The organism is Heliomicrobium gestii, from assembly GCF_009877435.1.
In the GTDB taxonomy this organism is placed as follows: domain Bacteria; phylum Bacillota; class Desulfitobacteriia; order Heliobacteriales; family Heliobacteriaceae; genus Heliomicrobium; species Heliomicrobium gestii.
Genome location: NZ_WXEX01000008.1, coordinates 106,542 through 128,082 on the forward strand (window position 1 = coordinate 106,542; position 21,541 = coordinate 128,082).

Consider the following 21,541-nt stretch of genomic DNA (forward strand, 5'->3'; position numbering starts at 1 on the left):
TGACCCTCCCCGCTCAGATGCGAATGTTCAGACGCCCCGGCTCACGGACCTGATTCCCATCGTTCGGCGCCGGACGCAAGTCAACGGGCGCCCCGACCCGCCAGTTTGCGCCGCCAAGATGAAATCCCTGTTCAGCCATCGCTTGCTGCAAGTCCGGCCAAGCCGACTTTCCCGCTTCCATCACAGCAGGTTCGGCCACAGTCACCCTGCTCTGGACCTCCTTGCGCAACACAGCCAGTTCAATCGTGACAAATCCGAGGTTCTCTGTATCCAGGACAAGGGCCATCCGAACATTCTCCGGATCGAGGGTGCGGTTTTTTCCGTCCTTATAAACACGGAGTTGACCGTTCCCTTCCTTGCCCCCAGCCAAGCGGTAGGGGATGGAGAAGGACAGGTAATCATTGGCCCCCTGGGTTCCCTTGTCCAGACCCTGCAACACCTGGTGCCCGGCCAACCGTTCCTCAATCGCCCCGCCTCGCGCCAGCAGATCTGCCGAGTCGGCAATATCGGCGCCCCGGTTCGTGAAAAAAGACTCCACCTCCCGAATCGCTCGAGAAATCTGCTGGGTCAGCGAAGCGCCCCGGTCTTTCGCCGTCCCCTCCGTTGTTCCCTGGGCGGCTCCCTCCTCTGGCGCCTTGACGGTCGCCTTTTTCTCTGTCGTCGCTTTGTCCGTAACCGGTTTTTCTATCGCAGGTCGCTCTGCGGCAGCCTTCTCCGTCGTCATCCTGTCGATGGGGAACCGTTCCAGCGCTGATTTGACAGACCGCTCCTTTGAGCCGGCTTCCGTCATCTCCTCAGCGCCGTTGAGGACCCTTCCTTTGACGTTTCCGCCTTCATCGCCGGACTCTTCAGACGCGGCTGCGCCTTCCTTTCCTGTGGACAGGTCAGAGACAAACAGGCGCACCGGTTTTTCCTGCCCCTTGCCGACGCTGTCAAGGGGCTCACCGGATGGGGACATCGCAGCCGCATTCGTTGTTTCCGTCGACGGGAGGGCTTTCGCCGCGCCAGAAAGGGAATCCCCTCGACCGTCCCGACCGCTTGCCGGCAGTTGACTTTCTAACAGCCGTGCCAGCTTTTGCGCAAGCGCCTCTGCCGGATCATCCGATTCCGGCAGCGCCTGGGCCAGTTCCGCCTCCAACTGAAGCAACGCATCTGGGACGGCTCCCCCTTGGACCTGCATCGCCTTTTTCGCGTCATGAATCCATTCCTGCAACCCTTGCAGGGGCGTGCCGGCAAAGGCCGATTGCACCATGCGCAGCGTTTCGGCATTCATGGGTGTTCCTGTCTTCAGGGCAAAGGCTGCCGTTTGGGCTGCTTGTTCGTCGACCTTGCCGAGCAACGCCATGCCACGGGCCGCCTGCTGGAAGTTTTCCCGCGTCAAACCCAGCATAGAGGCTGTCAGGGATTTCAGGATCATCCGGTTCTGGGGTGTATCGTCGATCCCGGCCTGTTTCAACAGGTTTGCTGCCCGATCGGCAGCGGCGTCACGGCTTTCCGGCGGCAGCAATCGAGCTTTTACCTGCCCCTCATCATGGCCTTGCACCTCCAACCGGATCTCCTCGCCGGGAGAAAGCGGGAAAGGTGACTGAAGGGTGAGCTTCTTGCCCTCCACATTCACCGCATAAGTGTCCTTGAGCAGCATCTCCAGCACCAGCCCATTGACGATCGAACCAACCTTCCAGTTAGCTCCCTCTGTCCTGTTGCGCTGTTCCATGCCAGAGAGCAACGCCCGTAACAGCACCTGGCTGATATCCATCGGTCAGCCCCCCTTTGGCTCGTTGAGGTGCACAAAGGTGACCCGGTGCAACGGACAGACGCCCCGCTCCAGGATGGCCGAACGGTGAGCCCGCGTGCCATAGCCTTTGTGCTGCTCAAAGCCATAGCCGGGAAACAGCGGTGCATAGCGCTCCATCAGCCCATCGCGAACCACCTTGGCGACGATCGAAGCGGCGGCGACCGGCGCAGCCAAGGCATCGCCGTCGACCAAAGCCTCCTGAATGCCTTCATATCGGGGAAGTTTTTGATTCCCGTCCACGATCAGGTAGTCGGGACGCAGACCCAACCGCTCGATCGCCAACGCCATCGCCCGAAAAGTTGACGGCACGATGCCGATCCGGTCGATCACCCGTGACGATATGATGCCTACCCCCCAGGCGAGTGACCGGCCTTTGATCACCTCTGCCAGCATTTCCCTCCGGGCAGGCGTCAATTTTTTGGAATCGTTCAATCCTTCGATGATACAGCCTGGCGGCAGGATCACCGCCGCAGCCGCCACAGGTCCGGCCAATGGCCCCCGCCCCGCCTCATCGACACCGGCAATGACCTGAAAACCTTTCCCGTGCAGCAGCGATTCTCGCTCCATCCATAATTCCTTCAATAAAAGACTGCTCTTTGACACGATCCATCCTCCGCTCTTCTGCGAATCTGGGTGGAAAGAGACGCCATGGTCCCCTGCGAATCCCGCCTATATGTACCTTCCCTGCCAGACACACTACCTGTGACATCGGCTAAGGAACGGAGGGGCATCCCTTGAAGAGAGGTATTCGCAGATTCGCCCTGTTTCTCCTGTTTGGCCTCATGGCATATCTGTGGCTGCAACCGCTGCCCCTGGAACCGGATGAACAAACGCCGGCCCATTTCGGCACCTCCCCCAACAGCGCCGCAGGAAAATACGGCTGGGGTTTCGTTCGTTCCGAAAACGAAGTCCCCCCCTATGTGCCGGAGTGGCAAAAGGCATTGTTGAAAGAATACGGCGCCGCCTATCTGGGCGACAACAGCCGCAAATCGGTGGCGATCACCTTTGATATGGGCTATGAACTGGAAGGGGCCACCCCGCGCATCCTTGAAACCCTGGCCGCCTATAACGCCAAAGCGACTTTTTTCTTGGCCGGCCACTGGGTGAAGACACAGCCCGATCTGCTCCGGCGCATGGTCGCCGAGGGCCATACGGTGGCCAACCACACCTGGAATCACCCCAGCCTGCCGGAGATCTCCACGGAAAAACTCACCGAAGAGATTCTCTCTTTACATCGTGGCATCCAGCAGGCCTCGGGAACGGATTACCAGGCCAAATACCTGCGGCCCCCCAAAGGGGAATTCAGCCGCAAATCGCTGGAATCGACAAAAAACCTCGGTTACCGGACAATCTTCTGGAGCATCTCCTCCGTCGACTGGCTGCCCTCGTCGCGTCCTCAACAAGTCTATCAAGATGTGGTCAATCAACTCCACCCAGGCGCAATCATCCTGCTCCACGGCAATTCGAAAGCTGTTGTGGAAGCGCTGGAGGGCATCCTGAAGAACATTCAGGAACGAGGCTATGCGGTGGAAACGCTCGACCAACTCCTCCCGCCGCTGCCCGAAGCGACGATAGGCGAAAAGGGATAAACCCAGGGAAAGGAAATCGATGATAAAAAAAAGCGCCCTTCGCGTGAAAGGGCGCCTATTTCTGTTCTTCCGGCTTGTCCAGGGTGTATCGACCTAACTTGCCGGAGCGAAAATCGCCGAGCAATTGAATGGCCGCTTTTTCGCGATCGAGGACCCCGCCGGCGCCGAGAAAGCCCCGCCGGCGCGCCACCGCGTCCAGCCATTCCGCTTCGGAAACCGCTTCCGGTTGAAAGCCGTACCGCTCCGCCATCGCCTGAGGCGATTCCTCGGCGATAAACTGGAGGATAAACTGGGCCACCTCCTGCACCTGGACGACCAGGTCGCTGACAGCGCCGGTGGCAGACAGCTTGAAGCCGACGAGGGGATCTTCAAACTTCGGCCAGAGGATCCCGGGCGTATCGAGGAGTTCCATCTTTTGACCGATGCGCACCCACTGAGGGCCGCGGGTCACGCCGGGACGATCGGCGGTCACCGTCCTGCGCCGGCCGGCGAGGCGATTGATCAGCGACGATTTGCCCACGTTGGGGATGCCGACCACCATGGCCCGGAAGGCGCGGGGCCGCATCCCCCGTTGCTTCCACCGCTGGAGCAACGGTTCCAGTGTCTGCTCCACCAGCGGCGCGATCGCCCGGACACCTTCTCCGGTGGCCGCATCGATGGACAACGCCGGGATCGCCCTTTCCCGAAAGAAATCGATGAAACGCCGTGTCGCCGCCGGATCGGCCAAATCTGCCTTGTTCAACAAGACGACGCGAGGCTTTTCGCCAAGGATCCGGTCGATATCAGGGTTGCGACTGCTGAAGGGAATCCGGGCGTCCACCAATTCAAGGGCCAGATCCACCTTGGCCAGGTCTTCCGCCACCTGACGCCGCGCCCGGGTCATATGGCCGGGATACCATTGTATACCGCTCAAACTCAGGCTCCTCCCAGCGTTCGCAGACGGTCAAAGGGCCAATAGAGGAATACCGCCTGACCAATCACATTATCCCTGGGCACAAATCCCCAAAAGCGGCTGTCTTCGGAGTGGTTTCGATTGTCTCCCAGCACGAAGAACTGGCCTTCCGGAACAGTGACCGGTCCGAAATCGCCCATGCGCAGCCCCTGAGGCAGGTATGATTCGGGAATGGGCTTATCATTGACGAGCACCTGACTGTTGCGAATCTGCACCTTCTCGCCTCCGACGGCAATCACCCGTTTGACAAAGTCACGGCTCGGATCGACAGGGTACCGGAAGACGATGATATTGCCCAGCTTCGGTTCAGAAAACCAGTAATTGACCTTGCTGACGATGATCCGGTCCAGGGGCATTAAGGTCGGTTCCATCGAACCGGAAGGGATATAAAAGGGTTGAAAGAGGAAAAAGCGGATCAGAAAAGCCAGCGCGACGGCCACCAGCACGGCTTCGGCCATCTCCCGGACAGGCGATTTCTGAGGCTTCTCCGTCTTTTGTAAGGCAGACTCCTCGGGCTGTCGAATCTCCTCCACACAACACCCCTCCTATTTCCATTATATACCATTAAATTCATAGACAAAAGGGACTGGCTTCCCAGTCCCTGAATACCAGTCCTACCGTTTGTCTCGAATCCGAGCCGCTTTGCCGGAAAGGCCGCGCAGGTAGTACAACTTGGCCCGGCGCACGCGTCCACGGCGCACAACCTCAATCTTGTCGAGGCGCGGGGAGTGAATGAGGAACGTCCGCTCTACGGCAACGCCGTAAGAGACGCGACGAACGGTGAAGGTCTCACTGAGACCGCCGCCACGGCGCTTGATGACGATCCCTTCAAACAACTGGATCCGTTCCCGGTTGCCTTCCACAACCTTGACGTGCACCTTGAGGGTGTCGCCCGGTTTGAAATCGGGGATATCTTTACGCAGTTGTTCCGCTTCGATCTGGCGAATAATATCTTGCATCAATCTGTACCTCCTTCCGGCCCAGGCGTTCTTACCCCACCTTGTCTCATGGAGCAGCGGACCACCCTTGCTCAGGGGGAACAACGTTCCCGCCTACAAACAAAAGTATTATATCATATAGGTTTTTTTCAGACAACAAAGAGTTTGCCAAAATCAGAAGAATTCTAACCATGTCGTCACGGTACGTTGATTACTCTAACGACCCGGCCCCATCGCAGGGCGCCCTAAAATCGCCCTCAAACCAAGGTTCTCCCAGCAACCGGTCCAGGATGATCGCCGCCGCCGCCCGCACCGAGAGGTGGTTGTAGGGCCCCCGACCCCAGACAGGATAGAGGATGTAATCGGCCTTGGTCATCATCTCTCGCTCCATGCCGAAGCCGGTGCCGAAAAGCAACAGCCAGGGACCCTCTTCCGTGACAAACTTTTCCCGCATCTGCCGGTAGCCGACAGAATGGTCATAGATCCGGGCATCGGTCGTGATCACCTTGGGCCGCCGTCCCTCTTTTTCCTCGATGGCGGTCATGGCTTCTTCCAGCGTCGCCGTCACCTTAAGCCGTTCGAGGGCTTCCTTGCGATCGGGATTGTACTCAGCGCCATACCCCTCCATCCAGTAGCGAAGGATCTCGCCGACCAAGCGCTGCTGGGCCTGGTGGGGATGAATGACGAAGTAACCGGCCACATCGTAGGTGGTGGCGCTGCGGGAGATATCGTGGAGATCGAGATTCGTGACCGATGTGGCGATGACATCCATCCGTTTGTTGTAGACGGGATGATGGACAAGACCGATATACAGACGCACATCCTGCAGGTTCACGTGCGCGGTTCCCTCCCCCTGGCGCGTTTCTTCTTCGGCTTTTCCGGGATTGCAACATCAAGGCCCAACTCGCCCAGCGCCTCAGCCAGCAAAACCTGATCATCAACGCTGAGGGGGCGCCCCATGAGCAGTTCCGGCCGGTTCTGGTAGGTTCGTTTAAAGGCCTCTTTCCGTCGCCAGCGCCGGATGGCTTCATGATGCCCGCTCAGCAGTTCCGCCGGCGCCTCCATCCCGCGAAACAGGGCCGGCTTGGTATACTGGGGATACTCGAGCAGGCCGTCGCTGAAAGACTCCTCCTCCGCTGAGGTGGCATCTCCCAGCGCCCCCGGCAGCAGGCGCGCCACAGCGTCGATGACCACCATGGCCGGCAATTCGCCGCCCGTCAGCACATAGTCGCCGATAGAGATCTCCTCATCGACCCAGGCCTGGCGCACCCGGTCATCGATCCCCTCATAGCGCCCGCAGATCAGCACCATCTGCTTCAAGGCAGAGAGTTCGCGCGCCTTAGCCTGGCTGAAGACAGCCCCTTGCGGCGTCAGCAGCGCCACCCGCGTCCGCGCGGGATCGCGTTGTTCAGGGGGGCCGCAGATCGCCGCCAGGGCGTCAAAAAAGGGCTGGGCGTTCATCACCATGCCGGCGCCGCCGCCGAAGGGGGTGTCATCAACGCGCCGGTGTTTATTCGTCGTATAGGCCCGCACATCGTGGGCCGTCACCGACAGGATCCCTTTCTCCCGCGCCCGCCCGATGATGCTGGCGTCCATCGGTCCCGTGAACATCTCCGGAAAAATCGTCAACACATCGATCTTCATCGTATCGCCACCTGTCAGCGCAGCCCTTCCGGAAGCCGCACCGTCATCGTTTCCGCGTCTAGATCAACCTTCAAGACGACCGACTTAAGGGCCGGGATTAGCACATCTCCAGGCGTTGATGATTGGCGGACCACATAGACATCGTTGCTGCCCGTCTCCAGGATTTCCACGATCTGACCGAGTTTTTCCCCCGCTTCCGTGAAAACCGACAGCCCCTCCAGTTGAAAATGGTAGTAGCTGTCCGCTTCCGGCGGCGGCACTTCCTCGACAGGAATCGTCAAGTAACAACCCTTGAGACGCTCCGCCTGGTTCATATCGCCAATCTCCTGAAAATCAACGATGACCACCTTCTTCATGAGGTGAGCGCCGGTGATCGTCAACACCTCAGGCAACCCCTGCGTTGGCGCCTCCACAAAAACCCGTTTCAGTTCAAAAAACCGTGACGGTGTTTCCGTCAGCGGCCAAACGCGGACCTGTCCGCGCACCCCCTGGGTGTTCACGATCTGCCCCACCCGGACACGCTTCGCCATAACCGGCGGCCTCCCTATCAGAAGGGAAAAAGGGGGCTTTCGCCCCCTTTTTCCCTGCGTCTTACCCATTTTTTGATCCAAAAGAATCAAAGGATTTCAACGAGGACACGCCGTCCATCCCTGGCGGCGGCCGCTTTGACCATCGTGCGGATGGCTTTGGCAATCTTGCCCTGTTTGCCAATCACCTTGCCCATATCTTCCGGAGCGACGCGAAGCTCGATGACGACCTGCTTGTCTGTCTCCGTCTGGGTCACCTGCACGGCCTCCGGTCGATCGACCAGGGCTTTGGCCAGAACCTCTACCAACTCTTTCACGTGGGTACCTCCCCACTGGACATTCCCCGATGGACGAGATTAGGCTTGCGCTTTTTTCTCTGCCCACTTGTCCAGGATCCCAGCCTTGTTCAACAAGGCCTTGACGGTATCCGAAGGTTGCGCCCCGCTGGCCAGCCACTTGATCGCTTTTTCTTCATCGATCTGCAGAATGGCCGGTTCTTTGGTGGGGTTGTAGTAACCAATCTCTTCAATAAAACGCCCATCCCGGGGAGAGCGGGAGTCGGCGACAACGACCCGGTAGAAGGGAGCTTTTTTCATACCCAGGCGTTTGAGACGAATGCGAGTTGCCAAGAATATCACCTCCTTCAAAGAGTTTGCCCTGTTGCCTATCTTTACGCAAGAAAGACCTTACTTCATAAAGGGCATCCGAAACATGCCCTTCTTGCCGCCGGGGCCTTTGCCCGGCCCCTTGCCGCCGCGCATATCGGCAAACTGCTTGAAGAGCTTGCGCGTCTGTTCAAAGGTCTTGAGTAGATTGTTCACCTGCTGGACCGATGTGCCAGAGCCACGGGCAATGCGCCGTTTCCGGCTGTCCTTGAGGATCTGCGGGTTGTTGCGCTCCTCCGGCGTCATCGAGAGGATGATCGCCTCGACGTGCTTCATGTCTTTGTCATCGATCTGCACGTCTTTGAGAGCCTTCATCTTATTCATGCCCGGCAGCATGCCCATCAGTTGATCCAGGGGACCCATCTTTTTCATCTGCTGGATCTGAGACAGGAAATCTTCCAAGGTGAACTCGGCCTTGCGCAAACGCTGTTCCAAATCCTTGGCCATCTGGGCGTCCATATTGGCCTGCGCCTTCTCGATCAGGGTCAGCACGTCGCCCATGCCCAAGATGCGGGAGGCCATTCGGTCGGGATGGAAGGGTTCCAAGGCGTCCGGTTTTTCTCCCATGCCGGCGAATTTGATCGGGCAACCGGTGACCGCCTTGACCGACAGGGCCGCGCCGCCCCGGGCGTCGCCATCCAGCTTGGTCAGGATCACCCCGTCCAGGCCCAGTTGTCCATGGAAGGATTCGGCCACATTGACGGCATCCTGACCGGTCATGGCGTCGACGACGAGAAGGATCTCATGAGGCCGCACAGAGGACTTGATCGACTTCAGTTCATCCATCAACTCTTCATTGATGTGCAAACGGCCGGCTGTGTCCAGCAGGACGATGTCTCGGCCATGGGCCACCGCATGCTCCACAGCGCCTTTGGCGATATCGACGGGGCTGATTCCCGTGCCCATCGAGAAAACCGGCAGGTCCAACTGGTTGCCGAGAACCTGCAGCTGTTTGACCGCCGCCGGGCGGTAGATGTCACAGGCCGCCAGGAGGGGACGCCGCCCCTGCTTGCGCAAAAAAAGACCCAGTTTGGACACGGTCGTCGTCTTACCGGCGCCTTGCAGGCCGACGAGCATGACCACGGTTGGCGGTTTCGGCGACAAGGTCAACTTGGACGTGGTGCCTCCCATCAGGGAGACCAGTTCCTCATAGACCACCTTGACGACCTGCTGTCCCGGCGTCAGGCTCTCCAGCACTTCCTGGCCGATCGCCCGTTCCTTGACGCGGGCCACAAAATCCTTGACCACTTTTAGACTGACGTCCGCCGCCAAGAGGGCCATGCGGACCTCACGCATCGCCTCGGCCACATCGGCCTCAGACACCTTCCCCTTGCCACGCAGCTTTTTGAAGGTGTTTTGCAGTTTTTCCGCCAGCCCCTCAAACATGGCCATCGGTGGCTCCCCCGCTTTCATCGAGCATTTCCTTCAGACGGAGGATGGCCGCTTCCAACCGTCCCCAATCGCCGCCATCATGGCAGCGCTCCAGTTGCGTCAATATTTCCGACAGTTGGAACCGTTCCTCCTGCCATCGCTTAACCAATCCCAGTTTCTCTTCATAGCCCAGCAGGATTTTTTCGGCCCGCTTGAGCAGGTCAAAAACAGCTTGGCGTGTGACAGAGAACTCCTCGGCGATCTCCGCCAGGGAAAAATTATCCTCATAATAAAGGGACAGAACCTGCCGCTGACGTTCTGTCAGCAATTGACCGTAGAAGTCATGGAGCAGGGCCATCCGCGTCAGCTTTTCCAGCGGTCTTTCTTCCATCACAAAACCCTTCTGTAAAGGGAGGAGACTTGACACTTTCTAGATTCTACTATACCGGCGGCAGCCCTGTCAAGGTCTTTTCCTTCACGCAACGAAAGGAAGGCGACAGCCTTCCTTTCGTTCATCTCTCGATCGCTTTTATGGGCCGGCGTCCCGGTTTCGCCAGAAAACTGCAGCGCTTGTCAGCAGGGATTCTGCTTGACGCCGGCTCACCCGGCCTCCTCGGTTATCTCCGATTCGAAGGCCGCACAGACGCGGTTGCGTCCCTGCCCCTTCGCCCGGTAGAGCGCGCGGTCGGCCGCTTCAATCAACTGCGATTTTCCCCAGCCCGTCAGCTTTTCGGCGGCGCCGATGCTGACGGTCATGTTCAGGCAGAGGGTCCGGTCGGGGTTTTGAAAACAAAAGTTCGCCACAGCCAGCCGGATCTGTTCTCCCCGTTCCATCCCCCGATGGAGATCCATCGCCGGAAGGATCACGGCAAATTCCTCACCGCCATACCGTGCGGCCACCTCCTGCGGTCCCAGGTGCCCCCGCAGGATGCTGGCGATCTGGCGGAGGATCTCGTCACCACAAGGATGTCCATAGGTATCGTTGCATCGTTTGAAATGATCGATGTCCAGGAGCAACAGCGTGAGCGGCCTTTCCTGGGCCACGCTTTCCTCCAACAGTTCCTGCAGACGCTGTTGAAAAAAGCGGTGATTGTGCAAGCCTGTCAAACCGTCTGTCACAGCCTGTTTGGCGAAGTATTCGTTCTGCCGTCTCAGTTGGTGGTACATGCTGGCGTTTTTCAAGGCCAACGCCGCCTGACCGCCCAGGATCTGCAGGATCTCCGCCTTCGAAGGGGTGAGCAGGTAACGAGGCCCCATCGAGTGGATATTGATGCACCCGATAACCTCCTTGATGAAGGTCAGCGGGATCGATGCCACATAGTGAGTCAGCGACGGTTGGTACCGGCGGTATTCCGCGGGGTCGTTGTGGATAAAGGGCTGACCGGACGTGAGCACCTGCCAGGCAATGCTGTCGCGAAAACCCTCGGGCGGGCGTTCAGGGAGGCATGCCGTTCCGTCACCGAAACCGCAGTGGCTGACGATCCGCAGATCCTCCTCTTCAAAAAGGATGATCGAGGCCGATTCGGCGCCGGTCAGCGTCACCATCGCCTGCAAGATGATGGTGACGATCTCTCCCTCATCGACGGTGGTGTTGATGGCTCGGTTGATCTCATGGAGGATGTAATTCTGGCGCGTCAACTCGTCCAGTTCTTCCTGAGCCATTCGCTGAGACTCAATAGTCCGCAGGGCGTCATCCCGCTCGGTTGTCAGAGTGGCGACCTGCCCTTCCAGAACGGCAAGCCGTTGTTCCAACGACGCAGTCTGTTGTCGTCTATCCATGGGATGTACCGATTGTCGCCGCCCCTCAAGCCACTGGTAGGTCAAAAAAAGAAGGAGGACGGCGCTCGTTCCGATGATGAAGTATTCCATCGCCTGGCTCCTTCCAAAAGGAGTAAGAACCCCATGAGGGTTATATTCTCCTTTCAGAGCAGGATTCCTGCTGTTACGACTGCGGCGTCGTCAAACGAATTGCCCGGGCGCGCGCTTCCTCCATGATTTGCTTTTCATTCAATTGGGTCAATTTACCCTCTTGCACGAGGATCTTGCCGTCGACAAGCACCGTTTCCACATCAGAACCGCGCGCCGAGTAGACCAGGTGGGCTACGGGGTCAAAGTCGGGACACAGGTGCGGCTGATCCATGTTGACAATGACAATGTCAGCCCGCTTGCCGGTCTCCAGGGAACCGATGGCGTCGTCCCATCCCAGCGCGCGGGCGCCGCCGATGGTGGCCATCTCCAGCACAGCATAGGCTGGCATGGCCGTGGGATCAAAGAGGTTGACCTTCTGCAAGAAGGCGGCCTGGCGCATCTCCTCGATCAGATCCAGGTTGTTATTGCTCGACGCGCCATCGGTGCCCAGACCGATCACCGCCTGCCGCCGGCGCAGGCTCTCGATGGGCGCGATGCCGGAGGCGAGCTTCATGTTGCTCTCCGGGTTGTGGGCGACGCCGACTTTTTTGGCGACCAGGATCTCCTCTTCCGCCTCGCTCAGGTGAACACAGTGGGCCGCCAGGACGGGGCGCTCGAAGAACCCGATGCTGTCCATCAGTTCGATGGGCGATTTGCCGTACTGCTTCTTCATATCCTCCACTTCGGTCCGTGTTTCCGCCAAGTGGATGTGCAAGCCGGTCCCCAGCCGGTCAGCCAGGGCCATCACCTTTTTCAGGTAATCAGGATTGCAGGTGTAAGGGGCATGGGGACCGAGCCAGACACGGACCCGTCCGCCGGCGCCATTGTTCCAGTCAGAAAAGAGGGCTTCCGATTCGGTCATGCCCTTGTTGCCGTTGGCCTCGCCGGCCACGCTGATCATGCCCCGGCTGAGATGGCCCCGCATGCCGCTTTCAGCAACAGCTTCAGCAACGCGGTCCATGAAAAAGTACATATCGGCAAAGACAGTCGTGCCTGACTTCAACATCTCGGCGGCAGCCAGCAGGGTGCCCCAGTAGACGTCATCACCGGTCAGGTTCGCTTCCGCCGGCCAGATTTTTTCATTGAGCCAGCGCATCAAGGGCAGGTCGTCGGCATAACTGCGGAAGAGGGTCATGGCCGCATGGGTATGGGCATTGACCAAACCCGGCAATACCGCCTTGTTGCGGGCGTCGATCACCTGCAGATCAGGCCCCTGGATCGATTCAGGAGCGCCTCCCGGGAAAATGCCGGCGATGATGCCGTCTTCCACATAGACATCGCCTCGCCCGATCGCCGAACGAGAGGTCATCGGCAGCACGACGCCGCCTTGGATCAGGATTCTGGTCACAAACATCCTCCCTCTTCATGCCACGTTGCCGCAGGGGGCAACGGAAACCATCGTGTTACTTCGTTTCCACCATCGCCCGGAGCGACTCCAGGTAGGGGGGACGGAAAACGCCGCGGTCGGTGATAAAAGCCGTCACCAGTTCAGCCGGAGTGACGTCGAAGGCCGGGTTGTAGACAGGCACGCCCGGCGGCGCAGTGATCGACTCGCCGACACGGCGAACCTCTTCGGCGTCGCGCTCCTCGATGGGGATCTCCTGACCCGTGGCGAGACTCAGGTCAAAGGTAGAGGCAGGCGCCGCCACATAAAAGGGGATGCCATGGGCTTTCGCCGCCAAGGCCACCCCGTAGGTGCCGATTTTATTGGCCACATCGCCGTTGGCGGTGATCCGGTCGGCGCCGACGATGACCAGGTCGACCAGTTTCTGTTTCATCACATAGGCGGCCATGGAATCGGTGATCAGGGTGACGGAAATTCCGTCCTGCATCAGTTCCCAGGCGGTCAAGCGCGCCCCTTGCAGGAGGGGCCGCGTCTCGTCAGCGAAGACGGAGATCTCCTTGCCGGCATGGTGAGCCGCCCGGATGACGCCCAGCGCTGTGCCATATCCGGCCGTCGCCAGGGCGCCGGCGTTGCAGTGGGTCAAGATGCCCGCGCTCTCCGGAATCAACTCAAGGCCATACTGACCCATCTGCTCATTCATGGCGCGGTCTTCATCGAAGATCGCCTTGGCCTCGGCCAGGAGGCGCTCCTGTTGTTGCTTGACGCTGTATGTTCGAATGTCTGCGAGGACGGCGGCCATGCGCCGCAAAGCCCAGAAGAGGTTGACCGCCGTCGGGCGCGTCTTCCCCAGATCGATGATGGCCTGTTTTACCTCAGCCTCAAACTCGCCCGGGTCCTCGCCGGTGTAGTTGAGGGCCGCCAGGGCGACGCCGAAGGCGGCGGCAGCGCCGATGGCCGGGGCGCCGCGAACCTTCAGTTTTTTGATGGCGTCACAGAGGATGATGTGATCCCAGCATTCGATATATTCTTCCACGAGAGGGAGTTTGGTCTGATCCAGAAGCAGCAGGTGATCGTCCTGCCAGCGCATCGTATCCAACGGTGATCCCCTTCCCCTTACAGTTTGAATCCGCCGAATTCAGCCAGCGCATGCTGGCACTCGCAGTCGGCTTCCGGTTCCAACATGGCGATGGTCCGCATGGTCATCCGCTTGATGTTCTCGATGTTCGCCTTCATGGCGTCGAGGACTTCCATATGGGTCAGCACCTGCGGCGAGATGCCGGCGGCGAAGTTCGTCACCATGCAGACGGTGGCGTAGCACATCTCCGCTTCCCGGGCCAACACGGCTTCGGGAACGCTCGTCATGCCCACCAGATCGCCGCCCAGGAGCTTGTACATGCGAATCTCGGCGGGCGTTTCAAAGCGCGGTCCGTCGGTGCAGACGTAGACGCCGCCGTCATGGGCGCTCAATTGCTCCGCCTTGGCCGCCTCCAGCATCGCCTGCCGGATCCGCCCGCAGTAGGGGTGGGTCACGTCGGTGTGAATCACGCCGGCGGCGCCGCCCTCAAAAAAGGTGCTCGGCCGCGCCTTCGTGAAGTCGAGGAACTGATCGATGACGACCAGGCTGTTCGTCCCCATCGACTCGTTGAGCGAACCGACGGCGGCTGTGGCGATGATCTGCCGCACGCCAAGCCGCTTCAGCGCCAAAATATTGGCCCGGTAGTTGACGAGATGGGGAGGGACGGAGTGTCCCTCCTCATGGCGATTCATAAAGACGATATCTCTGCCGGCGTAGCTGCCCACTTTGACGGACACCGTCCCATAGGGCGTTTCCACTTTGACATCACGGGGATCGTTCAACATGGACGGATCATAGACACCCGTCCCGCCAATGATGGCGATCGAAGCCTTCAACCGGGATTCCTCCTTCTATCGCTGACAAGCATGCCGTTCATATACACATTGGTCGTGGGCACATCGACAATGGTGATGACCACGTTTTCTGTTTTGGCGCCGCAGTGTTGGACGAGAGCCTCCTTGATGGCCTCCGTGGCTGCGCGCTTCTGATCTTCTGTGCGGCCTTCGAGCATGGTGATGTTGACAATGGGCATGATGACTCCTCCTTCATCGGTTGTCTTTTCATTGGCACGGCCTCTGTTTGGCCCGTTGATCCAATCCGCCGGCGCGCCGGCCGGTCCTTGCCTCCAGGTTCTTCGCTAACCGAACAACGCGCGGGCAAATTCAGGGGGATCAAAGTCGCGCAGGTCGTCCATCTTTTCGCCGATGCCGATGAATTTCACAGGCGCCTGCATCTCCGCCGCAATGGCCAGGATGACACCGCCCTTGGCCGTGCCGTCCAACTTGGTCAAGACCAGACCGGTCAGGCCCACGGCCTCGCTGAAGAGGCGCGCCTGGCTGACGGCGTTCTGTCCCGTCGTCGCGTCGAGGACCAGCAGGGTTTCATGAGGCGCGCCAGGCAAGGCGCGGTCGAGGACCCGGTTGATCTTGCTCAGTTCGTTCATCAGGTGGGATTTGTTGTGCAGGCGGCCGGCTGTGTCGATGATCAACAGGTCGACACCGCGGCTCTTGGCGGCCTGGACAGCATCAAAGGCGACAGCGCTCGGGTCGGCCCCCTCCTGGTGGCGGATGACCTCCACGCCGACACGCTGGCCCCAGATCTCCAACTGATCGATCGCCGCCGCCCGGAAAGTGTCGCCGGCGGCCAGGAGCACCTTGCGGCCTTCCTGCTTCCACCGGTGGGCCAGTTTGGCGATGGTCGTTGTCTTGCCCACGCCGTTGACACCGACGATGAGGACAACCGTGGGCTGATGATCGAGGGCGACTGTCTGAGCCTGGTCACCGAGGATGCGGGCGACCTCTTCCTGGAGCAGATCCTTGATCCGCGACGGATCGCTGATCTTCTGTTCCTTCACCGTCCGGCGCAACCGTTCCACCAGATCAAGGGACGTCTCAGCGCCCACATCAGCGCTGATCAGCGCCTCTTCCAACTCCTCAAAGAGTTCTTCATCGATCTTGGGCCGGCCCGTTACGAGGGCCTCCACTTTATCGACCAGGTTTTGCCGCGTTCGAGTGAGACCTTCTTTCAATCGGCTGAAAAAACCGGTCACCGTTCCACCTCCGTCGAAATCACAAGTAGTATCCGAAATCATCCAATATTTATCCTTAGGTCCGAATCCCTATCCTTTTCGGACGAGGCGACACCCTTAGGCGCTGTTTTCGTCGGGCCGCGTCATGCGCACCGATACCAACTTGGAAACGCCGGCCTCTTGCATTGTCACGCCGTAGAGGTAGTCGGCGCTTTCCATCGTCCCTTTGCGGTGGGAGATGACGATAAACTGACTCTTCTCGGAGAGACTCTGAAGGTACCGGCCGAAGCGGGCCACATTGGCTTCGTCCAGGGCCGCTTCGATCTCATCGAGGACGCAGAAAGGGCTTGGCCGGACTTGGAGCAGCGCAAAGAGCAGAGCGATGGCCGTCAGCGCCCGTTCGCCGCCGGAAAGGAGGGACAGGTTGACCAGTTTTTTTCCGGGCGGCTGGGCGAGGATGTCCACACCGGTGGTCAACAGATCTTCCGGATGGGTGAGCACCAACTCCGCCCTGCCTCCTTGGAAGAGGTCGACAAAAACATCGCCGAAGCGGCTGTTGATTTCCGTAAACGCCTGTCCGAAGCGGCGCACCATGATCCCTTCGATCTCGCCGATCACCTGCTCCAGCGTGGCTTTCGCCGCCATGAGGTCCTCATGCTGTCGGGAGAGGAACTGAGCGCGCTCTTGCAACCGCTCCTCCTCTTCGATGGCCAGGAGGTTGACGGGCCCCATCTCCTTTTGCTGTGCCCGCAGGTGGTTCAACTGCTTTTGGGCCGCCCGGCGGTCTTCAGGCCGGCGCGCCTGCTCGCGCGCCTCTTCAGGCGTCAGTTCCCACTGTTCCGCCAGGCGTTGGGTGAGGGTGACCGTCTCTGCCTCAAAACGAGCCTGTTTCACCTCTTGCTGGTGAACCGTTTCCCACAGGGGTTGCACCTCGGCGGCCACCGCTTTGCGCTGTTCCACCGTCTCTTTATGGCGTCGATCCGCTTCAGCCTGCTCCGCCTGACGCAATCGCACCTGCTCCGAGGCCTCCGCCTCATCGGCGATACGCAGGGCCAGCTCCTTCTGTAACTGTCCCTGGTCGGCGACGGAAGCGGCCATTTCCTCGTTCGCCGTCCGGCAGCGTTGTTCCTTCTCGGCGATTTCTTTTTCGTTCTTGCCGATCTCCATGCGCAGAGCGGCCAGGGACTGGTCCACGCCCCGGATCTCCTCTTCCAGACGGGCGAGGGACAACTGCCACTGGGTCAGGTCGTCGCGGTCCTCTTCCCCCGCTGCGCGCAGGCGAGTCAACTCGCTCTGACGGTCATTCATGGCGGCCTCAAGGGTTCCCCCTTCCGTCTCGCCGGAAAGGAGTTCCCCTTGCAAACGAGCCTTCGCTGCGAGCTGTTGGGTCAGTTCATCGCCCAGGAGGGCCAGTTCCCCCTCGACACCGCGGATCTGGCGCTCTTCCTGGTCGACACTCCGCTGCAAACGGGCGAGTTCAGCCGTATTGGCGGCCTTTTCGGCATCCAAAAGAGCAAGCGCCTTTTCCCGTTCCTGGATCTGCCCTTTGATACGCCCGATCTGCTCAGCCGCTTCCTCCCGCTGCTGTTTGAGATCGCTGACAGCCAAACCTAGGGTCTGTTCCTCCTCGGCCAGGAGCGCCAACTCACGGCGACGCAGAAAGGTCTGACCGCCTCGCTGGCTCTGACTGCCGCCGGTCACACTGCCACCCGGCTGCAAGAGGTCTCCTTCCAGGGTGACGATCCGCCACTGGTGGCGCGTCTGCCGGGCGAATTGAAGAGCCCCTTGCAGGTTTTCCATCACCAGGGTTCTGCCCAAGAGGAATCGCACGGCCGGCATGTGGGCCGCCTCGCAACGGACGAGGTCGGCGGCGCAACCGACCACCCCCGGTTGCTGGAGCACCTCCCGGCTCGGCCCCCCGTATACCTGGAGACTTTTTAAGGGAAGAAAAGTGGCCCGCCCCTTGCGTGTCGCTTTCAGATGCTCAATCGCGCCGCGGGCCCCTTGATCGTCTTCGGTGACGATGTTCTGCATCCCGCCCCCCAAGGCCACTTCCATGGCCGTTTCCAGGCCGGGCGGTACGTCGATCAGATCGCTGAAGACGCCGAGAATCCCTTTCATTTTCGGATTGCCAGCCTTTACCTGAGCCAGCACCTCACGAACGCCGTAGGCAAAGCCCTCATAGGATTTCTCCATGGCTTCGAGGGCTTTGTGACGAGCCGAGACCTCCTGCCAACGCCGCATCGTCTGGCTCAGTTGGTGTTCCAACTCATTCGACTGGCCTTTCCACTGGGCGATCCGGGCGGCGTCAGCGTCCACCTCGGCCTGTCGTTCCGCTCGCTCCTTCGCCCGTCCATCGGCTTCGCGGAGCAGCCGCTCCGCTTCCCCCTTCAATTCGGCGATACGGCCATGGGAACGCTCCCGCTCCTCTTCCAGCCGTCGAACCTGCGCCTCCTGACGGGCAGCGCGCAAGTCCGCCTCGTGCAACTGCGTTCGCAGCCGCGCCAGACCTTGGGCCGAATCAAAGAGCTTACGACGCAGGGCGTCGATCTCCTTTTCCACCGTCGCGACGGCGTCCCGGGCAGCGGCGTTGCGGGTGAGCCGCGCGTCCACCTCCCGCCGGGCGCCGGCCAATTGCTCGGCCACCTGTTCCCGCCGCCCCCGCTGTTCCTCTTCCCGGCGGCGCAGGTCGGCCAGGGCCAACCTCGATTGTTCCGTTTCCCTCATCAACAACTGTTGCTGCGTCTCCAGCCCCTTGATCCGTTCCTGGACCACGTTCAATCGTCCTTGCAACGTGATCACCTGTTCCGAACGGCGGTGGGCCTCCTGCCTGACCGCCATCAGCGCCTCTTCCGACTGCCGGGCGGTCAGGGCAGCGTCGGCCTCTGCGCCTTCCAGCGTAGCCAACTGGGCTTCTTTTTCCCAGAGGAGCGCCGAAAAGCGGTCTAATTCCAGGCGCGTCTGTTCCATCGTCGCCGTCATCTCTTCGAAATCGACGACGAGCAGCCCCAGTTCAACCTCTTTCCGCTCCACCTCAACGGCCTGGTAGCGGCGGGCCAGTTCCGCCTGGCTGCTGATGGCCGCCAACTGCTGTTCCAACTCGGCGATGATATCGCCGAGGCGGATCAGGTGCTGTTGGGTCTCCTCCAGCTTTTTGACGGCCTCCCGCTTGCGGTTGCGGTAGCGGACGATGCCGGCCGCCTCCTCGATCAGGGCGCGCCGATCCTCGGGACGGGACGACAAGACCTCGTCAACCCGCCCCTGACCGATGATCGAGATGCCCTCCCGGCCCAGGCCCGTATCGGAAAAAAGATCCTGCAGGTCCCGCAGGCGGCAGGGACTCCGGTTTAAAAGGTAGTCGCTGTCACCGGAGCGAAAGACGCGCCGCGTCACCGTCACCTCGCGGAAGTCGACTGGGAGCATCCCTTTTTCATTGTCCAAGGTGAGGGAAACCTCAGCCATCCCGACCGGCTTTCGCCGGTCCGAACCGGCGAAGATGACATCTTCCATCTTCGAGCCCCGGAGGGACCGGGGGCTCTGTTCCCCGAGGACCCAGCGAATGGCGTCGGCCACATTCGATTTCCCGGACCCATTGGGGCCGACAACAACGGTCAAGCCGGGGGAAAGCAGGATTTCCGTTTTATCCGCAAAAGATTTAAAACCGTTCAATTCGATGCGTTTTAGAACCAATTCCCGATTCCTCCCGAAAAATTCCTCTTCATTGTAGCATAGGCCTTTAGGGGGAACAAGAAAGGGGCAAAAAAGAAAAACTGCCCGTTGCCGGACAGCCTCTTTGATCTATAGAGCAGCTATGCGGTTTTATGTAGGTTCATGCTTACCGAGGCTCAACGATGAATTTGATGGCCGTCCGTTCTTCCCCGTCGATGGCGATCTCCACAAAGGCAGGGATGGTGATCAGATTGATGCCATTGGGAGCGACAAACCCCCGGGCAATGGCGATGGCCTTGATCGCCTGGTTAACCGCGCCGGCCCCCACCGCTTGAATCTCAGCTCGACCTTTCTCACGGAGGATGGCGGCCAATGCTCCTGCTACCGATTTGGGATTTGATTGTGCCGATACCTTTAGCCCTTCCATTTAGACAGTTCCCTCCTAGCCATGTTCGTTATCTTCGTCCTATGGGTCCAAGGTGTGGGGTTGCCTTTTGCTGGCTTGACTTGCCATCGCTTAACTCTTTTCTCTATAGGCAAGGAAATATCCTGCATTTTCCTTCCACATTGCCTATACATTTTTCAAGCATTTCTTTTCCTTGGAATTCCACTTTGTCGACGCTTGTCCGAGGAGATCGATAAATTTAGCCAAATAACTTACTTTTTTCGGATTTATCTTTCGCAGTTAAACAGTCAGGTCGATATTATCATCAACATGAAACATATTATGTCGAAAGAGACTGTCACATTTAATCGATTTTCACGGAACAATGTCGATAAGTAGATTTTAGATCAAGCACAACAGGCTACATAACGCCTTTCGGTAGCAGAAAAAGCAAAGACTCCCGCCCTTTTCTCGATCGGCGAGAGTCTTTCGGCTGTAAGGGCTTTCAGCCCCGCCTCTTCATTCAATCGTATTCGCCCACGCAAAACCGGCGAATAAACTCCTTTTGCGCTAACCGGCATGCTGTTCGTCCATCGCAGGCCAACTGCCAATCGCCATGAAAGGGGGGCTCCCCGCCCGTCTGGACCGTTGAAGCGACGGTCACACCCGAAATCGGCAAGGGGGCGGCGGCATTCACCTGACGCAGCAACCACTGCCGGTGACCGGTGACAAGGGAACGCGCCTGCACGGGAACGATCAACTCATAGGCCGCCGCCTCGGCACTGGCCGGCCTTTCCCTGTGATGGGCGAGAAAACGGCTGATCAACGCCAGGCTATAGCGGTAGGCGAGATACCGGCTGACCCACTCACCGAGACTGGGCGACAGAGGTCCGGCCAGGGTCGATTGGTCACATTGCTCTCCCGGCATCAACCCCCAGCGGATCACAGGAACGCCATGGAAGGCGCAGAGAGCCGCCATGCGCGACAAGAGTCGCAATGTCCGCCCCCATCCCCAGGGTTGATACTTCCCCTTCATCCACAGTTGCGCCAGTGGGCTGTCTTTGAGCACAAGGGTGGGATGGATGCGCAAGAAGTCAGCCTTTACCCAGAGACACTCCTGCAACGACGACAAGGCGCCCCGTTCATCATCCCCCGGCAAGCCGGTCATCAGATGGATGCCGACACGCAGACCGGCTTGCTTCAAGAGCCGGACAGCCCGAACCGTATTGCCGGGTCCATGCCGCCTGCCGGCTTTCTCCAGAACCGACGGATCCATCGACTGTGCCCCCACCTCGACGATGGACACGCCATACCGGAGCAAGCGTTCCACCGTGGCATCATCAATGCCGTCCGGCCGGGTGGACAGCCGCAGATGGCTGACGCCCTCCTTGCCGATCCAACGCCCGGCTGCCGCCAGCAAGCGCTCCTGGGCATCATAAGGGAGCATAGTAAAGGAGCCGCCGTAAAAAGCGATTTCATGCTCGGCTTCTCTCATCACCCCCTTCCGGCTGCTTAGATACCGGCGAACCGTATCGTCGACAGCCTCCGGCTCCGGCAGTCCCTGTTCCCCTGTCAACCCCTCCTGGTTGCAGTAGAGGCAGCGACCGGGACAGCCCAACTGGGGGATAAAAATAGGGATGATCATGCCA

22 protein-coding genes are annotated in these 21,541 nt (G+C 59.6%); 1 reads left to right on the forward strand and 21 read right to left on the reverse strand.

Annotated elements, in window-relative coordinates; translation table 11 throughout:
* Positions 1-13 precede the first annotated feature (13 nt).
* Together fliK and GTO89_RS10740 are read right to left on the reverse strand one after the other, a co-directional pair.
* On the reverse strand, positions 14-1,756 hold the full coding sequence (gene fliK / locus GTO89_RS10735; protein ID WP_161262080.1) for a flagellar hook-length control protein FliK: 1,743 nt from the start codon (positions 1,754-1,756) through the stop codon (positions 14-16).
* 3 nt (positions 1,757-1,759) lie between these two features.
* Positions 1,760-2,398: a ribonuclease HII gene (locus GTO89_RS10740; protein WP_328793904.1), complete on the reverse strand. Its 639-nt coding sequence runs from the start codon at positions 2,396-2,398 to the stop codon at positions 1,760-1,762.
* A 131-nt stretch (positions 2,399-2,529) separates the two neighbouring features.
* Between GTO89_RS10740 and GTO89_RS10745 the strand changes: the two genes are divergently transcribed.
* Positions 2,530-3,384, forward strand: coding sequence for a polysaccharide deacetylase family protein (locus GTO89_RS10745; protein WP_161262081.1), 855 nt, complete (start codon positions 2,530-2,532; stop codon positions 3,382-3,384).
* A gap of 55 nt (positions 3,385-3,439) precedes the next feature.
* Here the strand turns inward: GTO89_RS10745 and ylqF are convergent, their stop codons facing one another.
* From ylqF to GTO89_RS10840, 19 genes are all read right to left on the reverse strand, one after another.
* Positions 3,440-4,297, reverse strand: coding sequence for a ribosome biogenesis GTPase YlqF (gene ylqF / locus GTO89_RS10750; protein WP_161262082.1), 858 nt, complete (start codon positions 4,295-4,297; stop codon positions 3,440-3,442).
* A 2-nt stretch (positions 4,298-4,299) separates the two neighbouring features.
* Positions 4,300-4,869, reverse strand: coding sequence for a signal peptidase I (gene lepB, locus GTO89_RS10755; protein WP_161262083.1), 570 nt, complete (start codon positions 4,867-4,869; stop codon positions 4,300-4,302).
* An 81-nt stretch (positions 4,870-4,950) separates the two neighbouring features.
* Positions 4,951-5,295, reverse strand: a complete 345-nt coding sequence (rplS, locus tag GTO89_RS10760) for a 50S ribosomal protein L19 (RefSeq protein ID WP_161255832.1) — start codon at positions 5,293-5,295, stop codon at positions 4,951-4,953.
* Between the two features lie 190 nt (positions 5,296-5,485).
* Positions 5,486-6,109 carry an RNA methyltransferase gene (locus tag GTO89_RS10765; protein WP_161262084.1) on the reverse strand — a complete coding sequence of 208 codons (624 nt, stop codon included), beginning with the start codon at positions 6,107-6,109 and terminating at the stop codon, positions 5,486-5,488.
* A complete protein-coding gene (gene trmD / locus GTO89_RS10770) occupies positions 6,106-6,918 on the reverse strand; it encodes a tRNA (guanosine(37)-N1)-methyltransferase TrmD (protein ID WP_161262085.1) in 813 nt (270 codons plus the stop codon). Before trmD ends, GTO89_RS10765 begins: the two co-directional genes overlap by 4 nt.
* A gap of 14 nt (positions 6,919-6,932) precedes the next feature.
* On the reverse strand, positions 6,933-7,448 hold the full coding sequence (rimM, locus tag GTO89_RS10775; protein WP_161262086.1) for a ribosome maturation factor RimM: 516 nt from the start codon (positions 7,446-7,448) through the stop codon (positions 6,933-6,935).
* Positions 7,449-7,534: 86 nt separating this feature from the next.
* Entirely contained in the window at positions 7,535-7,762 is a 228-nt protein-coding gene (locus GTO89_RS10780; RefSeq protein ID WP_161262087.1) for a KH domain-containing protein, read from the reverse strand.
* A 39-nt stretch (positions 7,763-7,801) separates the two neighbouring features.
* The gene (gene rpsP, locus GTO89_RS10785; RefSeq protein WP_161262088.1) at positions 7,802-8,074 is read right to left on the reverse strand and encodes a 30S ribosomal protein S16; all 273 of its coding nucleotides are present in this window, start codon (positions 8,072-8,074) and stop codon (positions 7,802-7,804) included.
* A 57-nt stretch (positions 8,075-8,131) separates the two neighbouring features.
* On the reverse strand, positions 8,132-9,496 hold the full coding sequence (gene ffh, locus GTO89_RS10790) for a signal recognition particle protein (protein ID WP_161262162.1): 1,365 nt from the start codon (positions 9,494-9,496) through the stop codon (positions 8,132-8,134).
* Complete coding sequence (ylxM, locus tag GTO89_RS10795) at positions 9,489-9,872, reverse strand: YlxM family DNA-binding protein (RefSeq protein ID WP_235920404.1); 384 nt, start codon at positions 9,870-9,872, stop codon at positions 9,489-9,491. The genes ffh and ylxM overlap by 8 nt, the downstream gene beginning before the upstream one ends.
* 209 nt (positions 9,873-10,081) lie before the next feature.
* On the reverse strand, positions 10,082-11,350 hold the full coding sequence (locus GTO89_RS10800) for a GGDEF domain-containing protein (protein ID WP_161262089.1): 1,269 nt from the start codon (positions 11,348-11,350) through the stop codon (positions 10,082-10,084).
* 73 nt (positions 11,351-11,423) lie between these two features.
* Complete coding sequence (locus GTO89_RS10805; protein ID WP_161262090.1) at positions 11,424-12,737, reverse strand: amidohydrolase; 1,314 nt, start codon at positions 12,735-12,737, stop codon at positions 11,424-11,426.
* Between the two features lie 55 nt (positions 12,738-12,792).
* Positions 12,793-13,830, reverse strand: a complete 1,038-nt coding sequence (mtnA, locus tag GTO89_RS10810) for an S-methyl-5-thioribose-1-phosphate isomerase (RefSeq protein ID WP_161262091.1) — start codon at positions 13,828-13,830, stop codon at positions 12,793-12,795.
* 17 nt (positions 13,831-13,847) lie between these two features.
* On the reverse strand, positions 13,848-14,645 hold the full coding sequence (gene mtnP, locus GTO89_RS10815) for an S-methyl-5'-thioadenosine phosphorylase (RefSeq protein WP_161262092.1): 798 nt from the start codon (positions 14,643-14,645) through the stop codon (positions 13,848-13,850).
* Positions 14,642-14,842, reverse strand: a complete 201-nt coding sequence (locus tag GTO89_RS10820; protein ID WP_161262093.1) for a tautomerase family protein — start codon at positions 14,840-14,842, stop codon at positions 14,642-14,644. Before GTO89_RS10820 ends, mtnP begins: the two co-directional genes overlap by 4 nt.
* 105 nt (positions 14,843-14,947) lie before the next feature.
* Complete coding sequence (gene ftsY, locus GTO89_RS10825) at positions 14,948-15,859, reverse strand: signal recognition particle-docking protein FtsY (RefSeq protein ID WP_328793905.1); 912 nt, start codon at positions 15,857-15,859, stop codon at positions 14,948-14,950.
* A gap of 96 nt (positions 15,860-15,955) precedes the next feature.
* On the reverse strand, positions 15,956-19,528 hold the full coding sequence (smc, locus tag GTO89_RS10830) for a chromosome segregation protein SMC (RefSeq protein ID WP_161262095.1): 3,573 nt from the start codon (positions 19,526-19,528) through the stop codon (positions 15,956-15,958).
* 145 nt (positions 19,529-19,673) lie between these two features.
* Positions 19,674-19,934 (reverse strand): stage V sporulation protein S, encoded by a 261-nt coding sequence (locus GTO89_RS10835; RefSeq protein WP_012283228.1) that lies wholly within the window; start codon positions 19,932-19,934, stop codon positions 19,674-19,676.
* Positions 19,935-20,415: 481 nt separating this feature from the next.
* A complete protein-coding gene (locus GTO89_RS10840) occupies positions 20,416-21,537 on the reverse strand; it encodes an elongator complex protein 3 (RefSeq protein WP_161262096.1) in 1,122 nt (373 codons plus the stop codon).
* Positions 21,538-21,541 lie beyond the last annotated feature (4 nt).